This window comes from Arthrobacter sp. Y3224198, from assembly GCF_059090025.1.
Map to the genome: position 1 here is coordinate 1 of NZ_JBNHFG010000047.1, position 17,044 is coordinate 17,044.

Sequence of the window (17,044 nt, forward strand, 5' to 3'; positions counted from 1 at the left end):
TGCCGATCTCCGAAGCCGCCGAGCAGGCCGGCGCCGGGCGCTTCCTGCAGGTCTCCTCCGGCGGACTGGACGCCGTCCGGGACGGCCACCGCCCTGCGGACCTGGACGAGGTAATGTACGCCTACCTGCTGGCCAAGCTCGCGGCCGAGGAAGACCTGATAGCCCGCAGCTCACTGGATTGGACCATTGTCCGGCCGGGCATCCTCACCAATGACGCGCCGACGGGCCTGGTGCAGCTGGCCCCGGACGTGCGCCGGGACACCGTGCCGCGCGCCGACGTCGCCGCCGTCCTGGCCGAACTGCTGCGGACCGGCAACGGCATCCACCAGGCGCTGGGACTGATCTCCGGGCCCACGCCGGTTGCCGATGCCGTGCAGGCGCTGGAGCAGGACCGCTGATTCCGGCCGCAGCAGCCGCACTGCGGGATACTGGAGGCATGCAGCCTTCCGAAACGAATCCTTCTGCCTACGACTACGTGCGGGCCCGCCGGACCGGTGACGCCCCTGATGCGCCCAGACGGGTGGTCCTGCTCGGTTCCACCGGGTCCATCGGTACCCAGGCCATCGACGTGGCCGACGCCGCACCCGAGCGGTTCCGCATTGTCGCCCTGGCCGCCGGCGGATCCAACCTGGAACTGCTGGCACAGCAGGCCGTGCACACCCGTGCCGAGGCGGTCGGCTGCGCCGCCGCGGACCTGCCGACCCTGCGTACGCACCTGCGCGACGCCGCCGCTGCCGCCGGTGTCACCGGGTACGACCCCGAACTGTTCGTGGGCGCCTCCGCCGCCACCGCCGTCGCGGCCTGGCCCGAAGCCGACGTGGTGCTCAACGGCATCACCGGCTCGATCGGCCTGGAACCGACGCTGGCCGCCCTGGCCGCCGGGCACCTGCTCGCCCTGGCCAACAAGGAATCCCTCATTGTGGGCGGCGAGCTGGTTCGGCGGGCCGCCGCACCCGGCCAGCTGGTGCCCGTGGACTCCGAGCACTCCGCCCTGGCACAGGCCCTGCGCTCCGGCACCCATGACGAGGTGGACCGGCTGGTGGTCACCGCCTCGGGTGGTCCGTTCCGCGGCCGCAAGCGCGCCGACCTGGCGGATGTGACTCCCGAACAGGCGCTGGCGCACCCCACCTGGAAAATGGGGCGGGTCATCACCACCAACTCGGCCACCATGGTCAACAAAGCCCTGGAAGTCATCGAAGCACACCTGCTCTTTGACATCCCGCTGGAGCGGATCGACGTCGTGGTCCATCCGCAGTCGATGGTGCATTCCATGGTGCAGTTCGTGGACGGCTCCACCATCGCCCAGGCCTCGCCGCCGGACATGCGCCTGCCCATCGCCCTGGGCATGGGCTGGCCGCACCGCGTGCCCGGCGCCGCCCGGCCGTGCGACTGGACCAAGGCCTCCGAATGGACGTTCGAGCCGCTCGACGAGGAGGCGTTCCCCGCCGTCGCGCTGGCCAAGGCTGCCGCTGCGCGCGGCGGCACGGCCATGGCGGTCTACAACGCCGCCAACGAAGAAGCAGTGGATGCCTTCCATGACGGGCTCATCGGCTTCACAGACATCGTTGATACGATCGCCGCCGTACTGGAGGAAGCACCCGAGTCCGGTCCGCTGACCCTGGAGTCGCTTCTGGCGGCAGAGCAGTGGGCACGCGCCGCGGCGCGGAAACGTTGTGGAAGATGACCGGTCTCAAAGTTGAAGTGAAGGAAGCCCGTTGACCATTCTGCTTTTCATCCTGGGTGTGCTGTTCGTGGCGCTGGGCATCGCAGCGTCCATTGCGCTGCACGAGGTGGGCCACCTGCTGCCGGCCAAGGCCTTCAAGGTCCGGGTCACGCAGTACATGATCGGTTTCGGGCCCACCGTGTTCTCCCGCACCAAGGGGGAAACGGAGTACGGGTTCAAGGCACTGCCCCTGGGCGGCTATGTCTCCATGGTGGGGATGTTCCCGCCCAACAAGGAGCATGAGGGCGAGGTCCGGAGGTCCAGCACCGGTATGTTCCAACAGTTGGCCACTGAGGCGCGGCAGGCTGAGACCGACCGCCTGGTGGAAGGCGACGAAAACCGGGTCTTCTACAAGCTGCCGATCTACAAGCGGATCATCATCATGCTTGGCGGGCCGTTCATGAACCTGCTGATCGGCGTGGTGCTGTTCGCCGTGCTGCTGATGGGCTTCGGCACCGCCCAGACCACCACCACCCTGGCGGAGGTCAACAAGTGCGTCATCAGCGCCGAGCAGCAGGCAGCCACCGGACAGACCGACTGCACCGACCAGGACCCGGCCGCACCCGCGTACGAGGCCGGGCTGCTTCCCGGGGACACCATCACCGTCTTCGACGGCAAGCAGGTGTCCTCCTGGGAAGAACTTTCCGGCTGGATCCGCGAGGCCGCGGGCCGGACCGTCCCGCTCACGTACGAGCGCGACGGCGTCGAACAGCAGACCACCATCACCCCGCTGCTCACCGAACGCCCCGTAGTGGGCGACGACGGTACGGCGCAGACCGATGACGACGGCAAATACGTCACCCAGGAAGTGGGCTTCATCGGCGTCGGCGCCGAACAGGCCCTGGTGCGGCAGTCCGCCGGAACCGTGCTGCCGACGGTGGGGGAGAACCTGGCCAACATTGCCGGCGTGGTGGTGAACCTGCCCCAGCGGGTGGTGGACGTGGCTCAGGCGGCGTTCTCCTCGGAGGAGCGGGATCCGAACGGGCCCATGAGCGTGGTGGGAGTAGGCCGGATCGCCGGCGAAATCTCCAGCCAGGACGCCATTCCGCTGCAGAGCCGCGTGGCAACGCTCATCGGCCTGGTGGCCAGCGTAAACCTGGCCCTGTTCGTGTTCAACCTGATTCCGCTGCTGCCGCTGGACGGCGGCCACGTGGCCGGGGCCCTGTGGGAGGGGCTGCGCCGCCGCGTCGCGAAGCTGTTCCGCCGGCCCGATCCGGGGCCCTTCGACATGGCGAAGATGCTGCCGCTGACCTACGCCGTGTTTGTGCTGCTGATGGGGATGGGCGCGCTGCTGATCTACGCGGACATCGTGAAGCCGGTCAGCCTGTTCAACTAGGTTCTCTGTTCACGGGTGCCGCTCCGGTGCCCGGGTGCGGTGCCCGTGGCGCTCCGGTGCCCGGGACGGCGGCAACGAAATCCCTTGCTCGCAGAGCTCGCCGGGATATTAAAGCCGCCTTACCCGGGCGCCTGCGCGGCGCCGTTGGCGCGGCTCCGGTGCCCGGGACGGCGGCAACGAAATCCCTTGCTCGCAGAGCTCGCCGGGATATTAAAGCCGCCTTACCCGGGCGCCTGCGCGGCGCGGTTCCGGCCGCCGCTTCGCTACGGTTTGTCCGGATCCCTTACAGTTTGGGAAATCCCTGCCGCGGCGCAGCGCAGGGATTTCCCAAACCGGTCGATATTTCCCAAAGCTGGGCCTGACCCCGGCGGCCTCGCACGCCGTACCCGGGCACGCACACGCCTGCTCGGTGCCTTTCCCCGGATTGTTGCATTTTGCACCCCTAGTCGCTGGTCTTTTCGGGGCCTGACCCGCCCAGAGACCGCCCCGAAGCGTCTTCGCAGGGCTGTTTGCTTGCAGTTTCGGAAAATGCTGCCGGTTTGGGAAATCCCTGCCGGTTTGCGGCGGAGGGATTTCCCAAAGTGGCAGCAGAAACCCAAACCGGCAGGAAACGGACCTGCGTGCCGGGTGATCTGCAGGAATCCCGCCGAGCGGGGGAGCCAGGTTGGAAACTCGATTGAACCCTTTAACGGTTGCAATTAGATTTGCATACGTTTACGGTTTCAACATGTACGTCCTCACGATAGACCAGCGCAACAGCCAGGGGAGCGGAGACCGCGTCCCGGAACTGCTTGCCGCCTTATCGGACCTGCCCATGCTGCTGCCGTTCGAACGGTCGGTGGGGGATGAGGTCCAAGGGGTGTCCGACTCCGCGGAGACCGTGACCGACGCCGTTCTGCGGGTGCTGCGTGAGGGGCACTGGTATGTCGGCGTCGGCGTCGGCAGTGTGCAGGAACCGTTGCCCCGCAGCCCGCGGGAGGCCGGCGGCCCGGCCTTCGTTGCCGCCCGCCGGGCCGTCGACCGGGCCAAGAAAACCGGCGACCGGCCCGCCGTGGCGGTCGAAGGATCGCCCGGCGCAGCCGAGGCGGAGGCAGTACTGGTGCTGCTGGCCCGCTTGATCGCTGAGCGGACAGAATCGGAATGGCGGATCCTGCAACACGTCCAACCTGGCAAATGGGGGACTCAGACAGAGGCCGCCCGTATGCTCGGGATCAGTTCGCAGGCGGTAAGCAAGGCGGTTCGGCGGTCCGGCTGGCAGGAGGAATGGGCGGCCCGTCCGGCGGCCGCGGTATTGCTGGCGCGCGCAGACACCCTCGCGAATGAACCGGGCCGGTAAGCCGGGCGGGTAGGACTACCGGGGAGGCGGCAAGCGGGGCGGGCGCACCGGTAAACCTGGGAGCCGGTAAACCGTGCGGACGGGCCTACCACCGGGGAGCCGCCGAACTGACACTCGGGCAAGCACCCCGGGGCAAGTACCACTCCAACCACGACGAAACGAAAGACGGATAAATGACGCTCTTGTGGGTAGCCCTCGGACTGCTGGCCGCCGGTCTCCTCGGCTGGCCCGTCACTTCCGCCGTGCTCCGGATTGCCCGTGAGGCAGGCAACCCGCCCCCGCCGCCTCCCGCCGTCCTCCGCGGCGGCCTGGCCATCGGCATCCTGGAACGTCTGGCCGTGGCGGCCGCCGTCATGGCCGACGAACCGGTAGCGATTGCCTACGTGGTGGCAGTGAAGGGCCTGGGGCGCTACGCCGAACTCAAGGAAACACCGGCCGCCGCGGAACGGTTCATCATCGGCACACTCACCTCCATGCTCTGGGCCGTGGCCATGGCCGTCCCTGTCCGGCTTTGCCTGCTGTAGCCGCGGGCAAACGCCCCTGAGCGGCCGCAGTGCGGTGCATCCCGTAGGCTTGAGTCCATGAGTATTTTTGCAGTTGAGTATGTCTACGAGGCCGGATCGGCCGAACTCCGGGACCAGCACCGCCCCGCCCACCGCCAGTGGCTGCAGCAGCTGGCGGACGAAGGCCGGGTACTGTCCGCCGGAGCGTTCGTAGACGGCGCCGGAGCGCTGCTGCTGATGGTCGCTGACGACGAAGCAGGTCTGCTGGAGCTGCTGAAGCAGGATCCGTTTGCCGTCGCCGGCGCCATTTCGGGAATGAAGACCACGGCCTGGAAGCCCGCCATAGGCGCTTTCGCCGACCACTCCTGAAGAGCCGCGCGCTAAGCCCTGAGTGATATCCATCCCGCTCCCGCCGAACAGGTCCTGGGCGGGGTGATAATAGGAAGGGCGCGTTTCCCAAACGCGCGTTTCACAGCCTAATACCTGCCGTTTCGGCACATGGAGGACGTTTTGACCTCGGTCAACCTTGGAATGCCAGCTGCGCCGCCGCCCGTGCTTGCGCCGCGACGCAAAACCCGTCAGATCAAAGTGGGCTCCGTCGGAGTCGGCTCGGACTCGCCCATCAGCGTCCAGTCCATGACCACCACCCCCACCACGGACATCAACGGCACCCTGCAGCAGATCGCCGAGCTCACGGCGTCGGGCTGCGACATTGTCCGGGTCGCCTGCCCCAGCGCCGACGACGCCGCCGCCCTGCCGATCATCGCGAAGAAGTCGCAGATCCCCGTGATCGCGGACATCCACTTCCAGCCGAAGTACGTCTTCGCGGCCATCGACGCCGGCTGCGCGGCGGTGCGCGTAAACCCGGGCAACATCCGCAAGTTCGACGACCAGGTCAAGCAGATCGCCAACGCGGCCAAGGATGCGGGCGTCTCCATCCGCATCGGCGTCAACGCCGGTTCGCTGGACCCGCGCCTGCTGGCCAAGTACGGCAAGGCCACACCGGAGGCCCTGGTGGAATCCGCTGTCTGGGAAGCGTCGCTCTTCGAAGAGCACGACTTCCATGACTTCAAGATTTCGGTCAAGCACAATGACCCCGTGGTGATGGTGCGTGCCTACGAGCTGCTGGCGGAGCGGGGCGACTGGCCCCTGCACCTGGGCGTAACCGAGGCCGGCCCCGCGTTCCAGGGCACCATCAAGTCCGCCACGGCGTTTGGCGCGCTGCTTTCCAAGGGTATTGGCGACACCATCCGCGTTTCCCTCTCCGCTCCGCCGGTGGAGGAAGTCAAGGTGGGCAACCAGATCCTGCAGTCCCTGAACCTGCGCCCGCGCAAGCTTGAGATTGTGTCCTGCCCCTCCTGCGGCCGCGCCCAGGTGGACGTCTACACCCTCGCCGAGCAGGTCACGGCCGGCCTGGAAGGCATGACCATTCCGCTGCGCGTTGCCGTCATGGGCTGCGTAGTAAACGGTCCGGGTGAGGCGCGGGAGGCTGATCTGGGTGTAGCCTCCGGTAACGGCAAGGGACAGATCTTTGTCAAGGGCGAAGTCATCAAGACCGTCCCCGAAGACCAGATTGTGGAAACCCTTATCGAAGAAGCGATGAGGATCGCGGAAGAGATGGGGGAACCCGAGGGTGAGGATGCTGGGACGGGTGGCCCCATGGTTACCGTCAGCTAAGCCGACGAATACCGTCCGCAGCGCCGCCTCTTCGGCGGCGCTGCGGATCCTGCGCGACGAAGACACCGTGGCGCTGTGGGACCTGGCCGCCGCGGATCCGGTGGCCAACATTTTTATGCTCTCCCATCTGGAGTCCGCGCGTACGGCGGCCCCCACCGCAGCCGGCGGGCGGATTGTGGGGGTGTTCGACGGCGGGGCTCTGGTGGGTGCCTGCTGGGCCGGCGTCAACGTGGTCCCCGTGGGCCTGGATGCTGATACCGGACCTGAAGTCGGCCGCTACCTGGCCCGGTCCCGCAACCGTTTTTCCTCCATTTTCGGGCCCTCGGAGGCGGTGCTCTCCATCTGGTCCCAGCTCCGGCTCTCCTCCCCGGAACCGTTTGATGTCCGGCCGGACCAACCGCTTCTCCAGATCACGGCCCCGTCCGATGTGGCCGCTGCACCGGGACTGCGGGCAGCCCTTCCCGGCGAGCTGGATGTGCTCCTGCCCGCATGCGCGGCCATGTTCGAAGAAGAGGTGGGGTATTCGCCCCTTGCCAACGGAGACCGGCATTACCGGCAGCGGGTGCGGAACCTGATTGAACGCCGGCAGTCGCTGGTGGACTTCGACGCCGCCGGGCAAGTGGTCTTCAAAGCCGAACTCGGCACCGTCTCCAGCCAGGCCGTGCAGATCCAAGGCGTCTGGATGAACCCGGCCTACCGCAGACAAGGACTAAGCCGGTCCTACATGTCCGCCGTTGTCGCCGCATCTCTGGAGGTTGCCCCCATCACCAGCCTCTACGTGAATTCCTACAATGCGCCGGCCCGCGCCACGTATGAGGCCGTCGGCTTCACGCAGGTGGGCACCTTCGCCACCATCCTTTTCTGAGATTCCAGCCCCGCCCTGAGATTCCCACCGGCTCTGAGATTCCCGCCCGACCCCTCGGCATGCTCCAAGGCCGCTCTGCGCCGCTGCCCCGGGGACGCCGGATGATGCAGTAGGCTCTGGCACACGCACGGGCGGCACGGCTGCCTGCCATTTACGGGGGAACAAACAATGAATCATGCAGCACGCCGGCCTGTAGGCGGAGCACGCCGGGGAGTGCGGAGAACGGCGGCAGGACTTGGCATCGCGCTTGCCCTGGCAGGATGCGGCGGCGGGGACGACACCGCATCCAAGGAACAGCCCTGGCTCAACACCACGGCGTCCGCCGAACCCTCCACACCGGAAAAGCCCTCGGGGCCAACAACGGCTGCCGCGGAGAAGCCGGGCGGAGGCGGCACCGTCAGCGGACACGAGCTTGAATCGGTCCTGACCGAAATGAACACGGACTTGGACATCGGCGGCACCCTGGTCGGTGACGCAGACCTGAAGCGGTCCAACGAGCAGGCCGTGGATGCGATGCGCGGTGCGGAATACTCGCCCTGCGATCCGACCGAGGGCACCGACCTGGCAAAGGCCAGCGAGGAAGCCAGCATGGCGGCGCTGGCGATCGACGGCAATGTCCCCGGCAAGCCGGACGTTATCTCGGTCATCAGCTGGCCGGATGAACAGCCGGTGCAGGAGGAAATCAAAACCAGCAAGCGCCAGCTCGCCGCCTGCCCCGAGTTCACCCTGACGGTCAACGGCCAGACCGTTTCCTCGGTCACCGAAGAGGTGGAGATGCCCTTGGTGGGCGAGGCCTCCCAGGCCTACCAAACCCGGGCGACCTCCAACGGCGTCACTGAGACGACCCTCATCCTGACCGCCTGGTCCGGGCCCAATTCGGTCCAGATCACCCTCAACGAGGCGGGGGATCCGCAAGAGGCCATCCGCTACGTCGGTCCCGTCCTCGAGGAAACGCTGAAGCGGGTTCAGGGATGAGGCCCTCCGGCTCCTCGCACTCACGGCCTGCGGCGGTTCCGCTGAGGGTACGGATGACCCGTCGACTGCCGCGGCGTCCTCACCTTCGGCAACGGCCACCCCGACGGCCGAGGCCGAGCAGTACTCCGCCGGGGACCTCGAAGCGGCACTGACTGCAGTGAAGACGGAGCAGGGCCTGAGCGGGCAGGTTGTCAACGATGCGACCCTCCGCCCGCAGCTCGAGGCGGCTGCTGACGCCATTGCGCAGATCGTGATCACCCCGGAAGAGTGCGGTGACCTGGCCACGTCCAACCTTGCGGAAAAGGTGGACAGCGCCAACGTGGCTGTTATGCAGCTCAGCGAGACCGATGCACTGACGATCCTCAGCTACGAGGATGTCTCCTTCATCGAAGACCAGCTCGAGTCCAATGCCAGCCAGGCGGAAAAGTGCACCGAATTCCAGATGGAGGCCGGCGGACAGGTGTCCACCGCTTCGGCCAAGCCGATCGACGCATCCACGGATGCCGAAACCACCGAGGCCTACAGCTCGGTAGTCACCACCGCCGGACAGACGGTTGAGAGCTACCAGGTTACCGGTTTCTCCGGAACGCTGAACATCTCGGTGAGCATCAACAACCCGTCGGATCCCGAGGGTGCCATTGCTGCAGCCGAGGAACTCATCAACGCAGTGCTGGCTGAGCTCGAAGCCAAGTAGCGGGCACGCAGTACAGCGTGAGGGGCCGGTCCTGGAGACAGGGCCGGCCCCGCCGTCGTTACCGGCCTGTCCGGTGGTACCGGCGGCACGCGCTAGATTAGAAGGGAGCGTTACCTCCCTTTTGTCCCAGCAGAAATGCAGCCTGCGGCTGCAGAAACGGATTCCCAGCGTGGTCCTTCGACTATCCACCCTTTTCCTGCGCACACTGCGTGAAGACCCGGCCGATGCCGACGTCGCCAGCCACCGGCTCCTGGTCCGTGCCGGCTACATCCGCCGGGCAGCCCCGGGCATCTATTCGTGGTTGCCGCTGGGCCTGCGCGTACTGGGCAAGGTGGAGACCATCATCCGCGAGGAAATGGCCGCCATCGGCGCTCAGGAGGTCCACTTCCCGGCCCTGCTGCCGCGTGAACCCTACGAAGCCAGCAACCGGTGGACCGAATACGGCGAGAACCTTTTCCGCCTGCAGGACCGGAAGGGCGCCGACTACCTGCTGGCCCCCACCCATGAGGAGATGTTCACCCTCCTGGTCAAGGATCTCTACAGCTCCTACAAGGACCTGCCGGTTTCGCTGTTCCAGATCCAGAACAAGTACCGCGACGAGGCCCGCCCCCGCGCCGGCCTGCTCCGCGGACGCGAGTTCATCATGAAGGACTCCTACTCCTTCGACATTGACGACGAGGGGCTGGAAGCCAGCTACCAGGCACACCGCGGCGCCTACCTGCGCATCTTCGAGCGCCTGGGCCTGGAGATTGTGGTTGTCTCCGCAGTGTCCGGCGCCATGGGTGGTTCCAAGAGCGAGGAATTCCTGCACCCGACGCCGGTCGGTGAGGACACCTATGTCCGGTCCGCCGGCGGTTACGCCGCAAACGTCGAAGCCGTCACCACGGTGGTCCCGTCCGACATCGACTTCTCCGGCGCACCCGAAGCCCGCGTGGTGGACACTCCCGACACCCCGACCATCGAGACCCTGGTTGCCGATGTCAACGCCCGCTTCCCGCGCGACGCCGGGGAATGGACCGCGGCAGACACCCTGAAGAACGTTGTCCTGGCTGTCACCCTGCCCACCGGTGAGCGCCGCATCGTGGTGGTCGGTGTTCCCGGTGACCGTGCCGTGGACCTTAAGCGCATCGAAGCCAACATTTCCGCGCACCTGGAAATCGGCGGCGAGCTGGGCGTGGATGCGGCCACCGATGAGGACCTCAAGAAGCACCCGGGCCTGGTCAAGGGCTACATTGGCCCGGGACTGAACCTGTCCGAGCCTGTCCTGGGCACCGAATCGGCCACCGGCCTGCTGTACCTGGTGGACCCCCGCGTCGTGTCCGGCACCAGCTGGATCACCGGCGCCAATGAGGCCGGCAAGCACGTGATCGGCCTCGTCGCCGGCCGCGACTTCGCCTGGGACGGCGTGATCGAAGCCGTCGAGGTCCGCGAAGGCGACGAAGCGCCGGACGGATCCGGGCCGCTGGAAGCCGCCCGCGGCATCGAAATGGGCCACATCTTCCAGCTGGGCCGCAAGTACGCCGAAGCCCTGGGCCTGAAGGTCCTGGACCGCAACGGAAAGCTGGCCACCGTGACCATGGGGTCCTACGGCGTCGGCGTGACCCGCGCCGTGGCAGCCCTGGCCGAGTCGCACCGTGATGACAAGGGCATTGTCTGGCCCCGCGCCGTTGCGCCGGCCGATGTCCATGTTGTTGCCACCGGCCGCGGCGAGGAAATCTTCGACGCCGCCGCCAAGCTCTCCGAAGAATTGGAAGCCGCCGGTCTGGAAGTCATCTATGACGACCGTCCCAAGGTGTCGCCGGGCGTGAAGTTCGGCGACGCCGAACTTATCGGCGTTCCGACCATCCTGGTGGTGGGCCGCGGCCTCGCCGACGGCGTGGTGGAGATCAAGGACCGTGCCACCGGGAATGCCGAGAACGTTCCCGTTGCCGAAGCGGTGGAGTACGTGCGCCGCGCTGCCGCCCTCTAGCCTCGGTGGTCTCCGGTCTCGAGGAAGTCACGCTTGCCACCATCGCGCTTGTGGTGGTGGCAGGCCTGGCCGCCGGCTGGGTGGATGCCGTGGTGGGCGGCGGCGGACTGATCCAGCTCCCGGCCCTGCTCCTGGTGCCCGGAATCAGCCCGGTGCAGGCCCTGGCAACCAACAAGATGGGGTCGGTTTTCGGCACTGCCACCAGTGCGGTGACCTATTACCGGCGTGCCCACCCGGATTTGAGAACGGCCCTGCCCATGGCCGGGGTGGCGCTGGCCGGCAGCTTCGGCGGCGCCGTCCTGGCGGCGTCGCTGCCGTCCTCGGTCTTCAAACCGGTGATCGTGGCGGCGCTGATCGCCGTTGCCGTGTTCACCGCGGCCAAACCTACCGTGGGGGAGCTGACCGCGCTGCGCCACACCGGCCGGCGGCACTACGGGACGGCGGCCGGCATCGGCCTGGCCATCGGCTTTTATGACGGACTCATCGGCCCCGGGACCGGGTCCTTCCTGATCATCGCCATGGTCACCCTGCTGGGCTACAACTTCCTGGCCGCCAGCGCCAAGGCCAAGATCGTCAACATGGCCACCAATGTCGGGGCCCTGGCCTTTTTCCTGCCGCACGGCTCCCTGCTGTGGGGCTTGGGGCTGGTGCTCGGCTTCGCCAACATGATTGGCGGGTACCTCGGTGCCCGCATGGCCGTGACGCAGGGCAGCAAGTTCATCCGGATTGTGTTCCTGGTGGTCGTGGCCGCCCTGATCGTCAAGCTGGGCCACGACGTCTGGGTGGAGAACATCCGCTAGCGGTACTAGGCCGCTGGAAGTTCGCCTACCGGCGGCACGCCCGGATGGCGGCGCCCCACCAGCGCAGATGCCACCCAGATCGAGCGTTGGGCGTCGCCTTGCCGGCCAAGGCGGACATATTCGAGCACGTTGACGACTTCCCGCAGGACGCTCCAGTCCTGCGCTGCCGCCGGGTCCAGCCCGCCGGCAGTGCAGAGAGCGTCCAGCCGTGCCCGCAACGCGTCCTCGGGCGCGCCTGCGTCCAGGTCCTCCAACCGGTTCCACAACATGGGAGCCACGGCGTACTCCGCCTCGCCGAAGACGGCCTGGGGATCAATGGCGGCATAATCGCCCGGTGCACCGGGTCGGGCCAGCACGTTGGCGTAGTGCAGGTCCGTATGCACCAGCACGTCACGGGAGGAGCGCCGTCCCACCACGCCCCGGGTCTGGCAGACCTGCAGGGCGGCTTCCAGCAGCCAGCGTTCCACCGGGCGGCCCAGCGCCTCCCACTGGGCAGGCAGCTCGTCCGAGAGCTGCTCGGCGCGCTCGGCCACCGCCGGAACAGCCGCCCACTGCGGAGCGTCCGAGCCAGGCAGCGCCAGCCGGCGGACCAGCCCGCCCCAGACCCGCACTGCCTTGGCAATGTCCACGTCCAGCAGGGAGCAGTCCGGGTCCAGGCGTTCAAGCACCAGGCAGGTTCCCGCCGCGTCCCGGTCCAGCAGCCGGACGGCGCCGTTCCCGTTCCAGAGTTCCAGGGCAGCAGGTTCGGTGGCGGCTTCCGGATGCGGATAGGGGAATTTCATTACTGCCGGAACGCCGCGGGCCATGCGGACCGGGATCACCATGGCTCCGTGGCCGTACCAGGCCTGTGTACCGGCGTCGGCATCCGGGACGGCACCGAAAGCGGTGAGGCTTGCCTCGGCCAGGGACGGCAGGCTCTCGAGCCAGGTCCGGCCGGACCGCGTGCCGAGGTAGCGGCGCCGCAGACCGTCAGGTACGGCAATGGCGGGTGCCATGGATCTCCGTTGCAGGTGGGGGAGTGAAGGGGACAGGGATATCAGTTCCAGGGCAGGTCGTCCGGAACGGCGTCCAGGCCGGGCGCTGCCGGTACGCTCTCCGCCGTCAGGTACAGATCCGTGGAAACAGCGGCGAGGCGGGTGATGGCCCAGCCCCGGAGGTCGCCGCCGGACAATGCCACCAGGTCAGCGTAGACGGCGGGGAACTGGTCTTCCAGAGCGGGGAGGGACCGGGCCGGGTCGCGCAGGAAATCCGGGTCCAGGCGGTACGCGGCCACCGGCGCCACCGGCGGCAGGCAGAGATCGGCAAGATAGGACACGGCATCGGCGCCGTGGCGCTCGTGGCCTGCAGCCTGCCCTCGCCAGGCACCGGCCACCTCCGCACCGGGTTCCACCTGCGCCAGCGCCACCTGATAGGCATAAGCCGTTCCGAGCTCGGCGTTGATGACCGACGTCAGTGCGGCCGCGGCGTCCGGCCGTGCGGCAGGCGCGTCCGGCGTGGCTGATCCGCTGCCGGTCTCCGGTGCGGCCGTCGCCGTCGGCCGGCCGTCCGGGCACCGGGCAGTATCCGCCGCACGGGGACTGGGAGACTCCTCGGAACCGTCCGGCCCGTCCTCAGTTCCGGGCACGGAACCGGAGCGGGAACCGGTGCCGCCGGGAACCGGCACGCCGGAGAGCCCGGCAATGCGCTGGGCCCAGATCTGCTGTGCGGTGCCCGTGGCCGCGAGCAGGCGGGCCGTACCCTCATCCGCCCGCCAGGCGGAGTGCAGGTTCGTTTGCGCGGACTCCCACAGCGCCTGCACGTAGCGTTCGATGTTCCGGCGTTCCGGCTCCGTCTCCTGCACGGCGGCGGAGGATGCCGGTGTGCCCTGCGGATCGGACAGATCGTCCACGGAACTGTCGCGGGTAGCTGCAGCCGCCGGCTCCCGGCCGGTGCTGGTCAGCAGTGCAGCCTGCGTGCGCAGTCCCTCGGCCTGCGCCCGGAACTCGGCGGCCGGGCCGCCGGCCGACGCTGCGGCCAGCACCTGAGCCTCGGCCGCCAGGCTGCGTGCCTCGGTCCGCGCCGAGGCGGACGCAATCTCGGAAAAGGAGCGGGTGCGATCGGAGGCATCACCGTTTCCGGCCACCAGGCCGAAGCTGAGCACCACCGCGCCCAATGCGAGGAACAACACAAACCGCCCGGCACCGGCAGCCCGCCGGCCGCGGGCAGGGGCGCGCGCGGGCTCGGTTCCGGGCTTCTGAAAAGGCGTATCCACAACAGTCGATCATGTCACGAACGCGCTCCCGTCTGCATCGATGCCTTATGCACCCCGGAAAGTCGGTAGTCTAGGTACTACAACAACATCTAGTGGGAGGCAGCTATGGCGGTTCGGCCCAACCCCAAAAAAGACACGTCATCGGATTACCGCAGGAATGCGATGCGTGCAGAGGTAGCCGCGGAAACGCAGCGGCTCAAGCAGTACCTGGCCCCCACGGTAGAGAAGCAGGACCTCTTCCTCGAAGATATCGAGATCAAGCTTGCCGGTGCCCACCGGACGGTCCACGTGATTGTCGACCTTCCCGAGACCGAGGCCGGCGGGGTCAGCCTGGACCGGATTTCCGCGGCGGCGCAGGCCATTTCCGACGCGATGGACAACGATCCCCACGAGGACGGGCGGCCGTACAACCTCGAGGTCTCATCCCCGGGTGTTTCCCGTCCCCTGACCGAACCGCGCCACTGGCGCCGCAACGTGAGCCGCATGGTCTCCGTCTCCGTGCTGCACGGCGACGACGTCATGGGCCGTGTTGTTTCCGTCGACGACGACGGCATTACGTTGATACCGGAGATCCCGGTCAAGAAAGGGATGAAGGCAAAGCAGGGGGATCCGCTCCACCTGCCCTTCGCCAACATCCGCAAGGGGCGCGTCGAAGTTGAATTCGCCCACCTTGAAGACGACCCGGCCGGCGAGGACGCCCCGGATGAAGAAACCACAGCTGAGGAGGCCTAGATGGATATAGATATGAGTGCGCTGAGGCTGCTGGAACGCGAACGGGAGATCCCCCTGGATCTGCTGGTTCCGACCATTGAGCAGGCTCTGCTGGTTGCCTACCACAAGACCAACGGCGCGCAGGACCAGGCGCGGGCGGAACTGGACCGGAAGACCGGCCACGTCACCATTTGGGCCAAGGAGCTCGACGACGACGGCGCCGAGGTGGGAGAGTTCGACGACACTCCTGCCGGGTTCGGCCGCATTGCCGCCAGCACCGCACGGCAGATCATCCTGCAGCGCCTGCGCGACGTCGAGGACGACAACATCCTGGGCGAGTTTAAGGGCCGTGAAGGGGAGCTGGTCTCGGGCCAGATCCAGCAGGGCAACAACCCGCACATGATCCAGGTCAACCTCGGGTCCGTGGAGGCACTGCTGCCCCCGCCCGAGCAGGTCCCCGGCGAGAAGTACCTGCACGGCTCCCGCCTGCGTGCCTTCGTTGTGGACGTGCGCCGCGGCTTCAAGGGCCCGTCCATCACCCTCTCCCGCTCGCACCCCGGACTGGTCCGGAAGCTGTTCGAACTGGAGGTCCCGGAGATCGCGGACGGCAGCGTGGAAATCGTTGCGCTGGCACGCGAAGCCGGACACCGGTCCAAGATTGCGGTCAAGGCCAACGTCCCGGGCATCAATGCCAAGGGCGCCTGCATCGGCGAAATGGGTTCCCGCGTGCGTGCAGTGATGAATGAGCTGCACGACGAGAAGATCGACATTGTCGACTTCAGCGAGGACCCGGCGACCTTCATTGCCAACTCGCTTTCGCCGTCGCGCGTCAACTCCGTGACCATCACGGACGAAGACATGCGCTCGGCCCGCGTGGTGGTGCCCGATTACCAGCTCTCGCTGGCGATCGGCAAGGAGGGCCAGAACGCCCGCCTGGCCGCCAAGCTGACCGGCTGGCGGATCGATATCGTTTCCGACGCCAAGGCCTCCTAGGCCCCGGTGCCGGAAGCGGATGCGGCGCCGCATAAGAAAGGCGCTAGAATGTATAAGGCCGGGTCACCTACCGCGTCCCAGACACCGGCAGCCGCTTCCGGCGCTGCCTTGGGAACCGTGAACCGAACGCATGTTCCGCAACGGACATGCATCGGGTGCAGGAAGAAGGGTGACCAGGCTGTTCTGCTGCGGCTGGTACGTGTCAGCATGGAAGGCGTTAGTGCCGTCCGCGTTGACGAGGACCGCCGGATGTCCGGCCGGGGTGCCTGGTTGCACCCGGAGCTGGCATGCCTGAGATTGGCTGTGAAACGTTCCGCCTTCGCGCGGGCCTTCCGGGGCTCCGTGGGAATAACGGACGTGGAGCGTTGGTTCAAGGCCCTTGAGGACGTTCCGACCGGGAACGGACTCGAAACCGTCCAACCTGAAAGCGGGTCAGAAATCTGATGGAAACCCGATGAGTACCCAGCGATGAGTGCTTTGTTGTGCTCTGTGATGGGCCCCGCTGTAACTGCAGTGGAAGCCCGCAGCAAATAGACGGTTCGTACCTGGCTCGGTGCGGACCGAGACAGGAGAAATGTGGCCAAGGTCCGCGTACACGAGCTTGCTAAAGAGCTCGGCATTACCTCAAAGGATGCGGTTGCAAAACTGCAGGAACTGGGCGAATTCGTCCGTTCCGCCTCATCCACCATTGAGGCCCCGGTAGTAAAGAAGCTTCGAGGCGCCTTCCCGGCGTCTGACAACAAGGCTGCCGCATCGCCGGCGGCCGATTCCAAGCCTGCAGCACCGTCGCCGGCCGGCGACTCCAAGCCTGCAGCACCCAAGCCCGGTTCGGCCAAGCCCGCTCCGGCAGCCCCCGCACCGGCACAGCCGGAACAGCCCGCTGCACCGGCTCCGGCCGCTGAGCAGCCGGCGGCACCGGCTCCCGCTGCTCCGGCAGCACCTGCAGCTCCGGTTGCGGAAACCCCTGCCCCCGAGGCCGGCAAGGCAGACGCCGACAAGTCGTCCGCCCCGCGCCCCGGTGCACCGCGTCCCGGTGCCGGCGGACCGCGTCCGGGCAACAATCCTTTCGCCACCTCCCAGGGCATGCCCCGGCCCCGCGGCCGCGGCGAAGGCGAGCGGGGAACGGGCGCACCGCGCCCGGGCAACAACCCGTTTGCCACGTCCCAGGGCATGCCGCGTCCGGGTGGACGCCGCGATGAAGCCGAACGGAC

Annotated in this window: 18 protein-coding genes; 16 read left to right on the forward strand and 2 right to left on the reverse strand. The window is 67.4% G+C overall.

Annotated elements, in window-relative coordinates; all coding sequences use genetic code 11:
• From AC5RUF_RS15425 to AC5RUF_RS15480, 12 genes are all read left to right on the forward strand, one after another.
• The coding region (locus AC5RUF_RS15425) for an SDR family oxidoreductase (protein ID WP_494131181.1) at positions 1-398 on the forward strand (398 nt) is incomplete at its 5' end.
• Positions 399-436: 38 nt separating this feature from the next.
• Positions 437-1,684, forward strand: coding sequence for a 1-deoxy-D-xylulose-5-phosphate reductoisomerase (dxr, locus tag AC5RUF_RS15430; protein ID WP_494131182.1), 1,248 nt, complete (start codon positions 437-439; stop codon positions 1,682-1,684).
• A gap of 31 nt (positions 1,685-1,715) precedes the next feature.
• Positions 1,716-3,059: a M50 family metallopeptidase gene (locus AC5RUF_RS15435; protein ID WP_494131183.1), complete on the forward strand. Its 1,344-nt coding sequence runs from the start codon at positions 1,716-1,718 to the stop codon at positions 3,057-3,059.
• Between the two features lie 727 nt (positions 3,060-3,786).
• Complete coding sequence (locus AC5RUF_RS15440) at positions 3,787-4,395, forward strand: MarR family transcriptional regulator (protein ID WP_494131184.1); 609 nt, start codon at positions 3,787-3,789, stop codon at positions 4,393-4,395.
• 173 nt (positions 4,396-4,568) lie between these two features.
• The gene (locus tag AC5RUF_RS15445) at positions 4,569-4,919 is read left to right on the forward strand and encodes a hypothetical protein (RefSeq protein ID WP_493997017.1); all 351 of its coding nucleotides are present in this window, start codon (positions 4,569-4,571) and stop codon (positions 4,917-4,919) included.
• Between the two features lie 57 nt (positions 4,920-4,976).
• Positions 4,977-5,267 (forward strand): YciI family protein, encoded by a 291-nt coding sequence (locus tag AC5RUF_RS15450; protein WP_493997016.1) that lies wholly within the window; start codon positions 4,977-4,979, stop codon positions 5,265-5,267.
• Between the two features lie 141 nt (positions 5,268-5,408).
• On the forward strand, positions 5,409-6,575 hold the full coding sequence (gene ispG / locus AC5RUF_RS15455) for a flavodoxin-dependent (E)-4-hydroxy-3-methylbut-2-enyl-diphosphate synthase (protein WP_493997015.1): 1,167 nt from the start codon (positions 5,409-5,411) through the stop codon (positions 6,573-6,575).
• The gene (locus AC5RUF_RS15460; protein ID WP_494131185.1) at positions 6,550-7,440 is read left to right on the forward strand and encodes a GNAT family N-acetyltransferase; all 891 of its coding nucleotides are present in this window, start codon (positions 6,550-6,552) and stop codon (positions 7,438-7,440) included. The genes ispG and AC5RUF_RS15460 overlap by 26 nt, the downstream gene beginning before the upstream one ends.
• Positions 7,441-7,608: 168 nt before the next feature.
• Entirely contained in the window at positions 7,609-8,415 is an 807-nt protein-coding gene (locus AC5RUF_RS15465) for a hypothetical protein (RefSeq protein WP_494131186.1), read from the forward strand.
• 157 nt (positions 8,416-8,572) lie between these two features.
• On the forward strand, positions 8,573-9,109 hold the full coding sequence (locus AC5RUF_RS15470; protein WP_493997012.1) for a hypothetical protein: 537 nt from the start codon (positions 8,573-8,575) through the stop codon (positions 9,107-9,109).
• 169 nt (positions 9,110-9,278) lie between these two features.
• Positions 9,279-11,078 carry a proline--tRNA ligase gene (locus AC5RUF_RS15475; protein ID WP_493997011.1) on the forward strand — a complete coding sequence of 600 codons (1,800 nt, stop codon included), beginning with the start codon at positions 9,279-9,281 and terminating at the stop codon, positions 11,076-11,078.
• A gap of 5 nt (positions 11,079-11,083) precedes the next feature.
• Positions 11,084-11,878: a sulfite exporter TauE/SafE family protein gene (locus AC5RUF_RS15480; RefSeq protein ID WP_494131187.1), complete on the forward strand. Its 795-nt coding sequence runs from the start codon at positions 11,084-11,086 to the stop codon at positions 11,876-11,878.
• Between the two features lie 5 nt (positions 11,879-11,883).
• On the opposite strand, the gene AC5RUF_RS15485 is transcribed toward AC5RUF_RS15480, so the two are convergent.
• Both AC5RUF_RS15485 and AC5RUF_RS15490 read right to left on the reverse strand, forming a co-directional pair.
• Positions 11,884-12,873 carry an aminoglycoside phosphotransferase family protein gene (locus AC5RUF_RS15485; protein WP_494131188.1) on the reverse strand — a complete coding sequence of 330 codons (990 nt, stop codon included), beginning with the start codon at positions 12,871-12,873 and terminating at the stop codon, positions 11,884-11,886.
• Positions 12,874-12,914: 41 nt separating this feature from the next.
• On the reverse strand, positions 12,915-14,129 hold the full coding sequence (locus AC5RUF_RS15490) for a DUF4439 domain-containing protein (protein ID WP_494131189.1): 1,215 nt from the start codon (positions 14,127-14,129) through the stop codon (positions 12,915-12,917).
• Positions 14,130-14,234: 105 nt separating this feature from the next.
• Between AC5RUF_RS15490 and rimP the strand changes: the two genes are divergently transcribed.
• The 4 genes from rimP to AC5RUF_RS15510 form a co-directional block, all read left to right on the forward strand.
• A complete protein-coding gene (gene rimP / locus AC5RUF_RS15495; protein ID WP_494131190.1) occupies positions 14,235-14,861 on the forward strand; it encodes a ribosome maturation factor RimP in 627 nt (208 codons plus the stop codon).
• The gene (gene nusA / locus AC5RUF_RS15500; protein ID WP_493998277.1) at positions 14,862-15,833 is read left to right on the forward strand and encodes a transcription termination factor NusA; all 972 of its coding nucleotides are present in this window, start codon (positions 14,862-14,864) and stop codon (positions 15,831-15,833) included.
• A gap of 48 nt (positions 15,834-15,881) precedes the next feature.
• Positions 15,882-16,277: a YlxR family protein gene (locus tag AC5RUF_RS15505; RefSeq protein WP_494131191.1), complete on the forward strand. Its 396-nt coding sequence runs from the start codon at positions 15,882-15,884 to the stop codon at positions 16,275-16,277.
• 132 nt (positions 16,278-16,409) lie between these two features.
• Positions 16,410-17,044 (forward strand): translation initiation factor IF-2 N-terminal domain-containing protein (locus tag AC5RUF_RS15510; protein ID WP_494131192.1); only part of this gene is annotated, 635 nt, incomplete at its 3' end.

Excerpts from the sequence above, each read along its gene's own strand:
- AC5RUF_RS15440 (WP_494131184.1), top strand. The coding sequence starts at position 3,787 with ATGTACGTCCTCACGATAGACCAGCGCAACAGCCAGGGGAGCGGAGAC.
- AC5RUF_RS15485 (WP_494131188.1), bottom strand. The coding sequence starts at position 12,873 with ATGGCACCCGCCATTGCCGTACCTGACGGTCTGCGGCGCCGCTACCTC.
- AC5RUF_RS15465 (WP_494131186.1), top strand. The coding sequence starts at position 7,609 with ATGAATCATGCAGCACGCCGGCCTGTAGGCGGAGCACGCCGGGGAGTG.
- rimP (WP_494131190.1), top strand. The coding sequence starts at position 14,235 with ATGGCGGTTCGGCCCAACCCCAAAAAAGACACGTCATCGGATTACCGC.
- AC5RUF_RS15505 (WP_494131191.1), top strand. The coding sequence starts at position 15,882 with ATGTATAAGGCCGGGTCACCTACCGCGTCCCAGACACCGGCAGCCGCT.
- AC5RUF_RS15450 (WP_493997016.1), top strand. The coding sequence starts at position 4,977 with ATGAGTATTTTTGCAGTTGAGTATGTCTACGAGGCCGGATCGGCCGAA.
- dxr (WP_494131182.1), top strand. The coding sequence starts at position 437 with ATGCAGCCTTCCGAAACGAATCCTTCTGCCTACGACTACGTGCGGGCC.
- AC5RUF_RS15445 (WP_493997017.1), top strand. The coding sequence starts at position 4,569 with ATGACGCTCTTGTGGGTAGCCCTCGGACTGCTGGCCGCCGGTCTCCTC.
- nusA (WP_493998277.1), top strand. The coding sequence starts at position 14,862 with ATGGATATAGATATGAGTGCGCTGAGGCTGCTGGAACGCGAACGGGAG.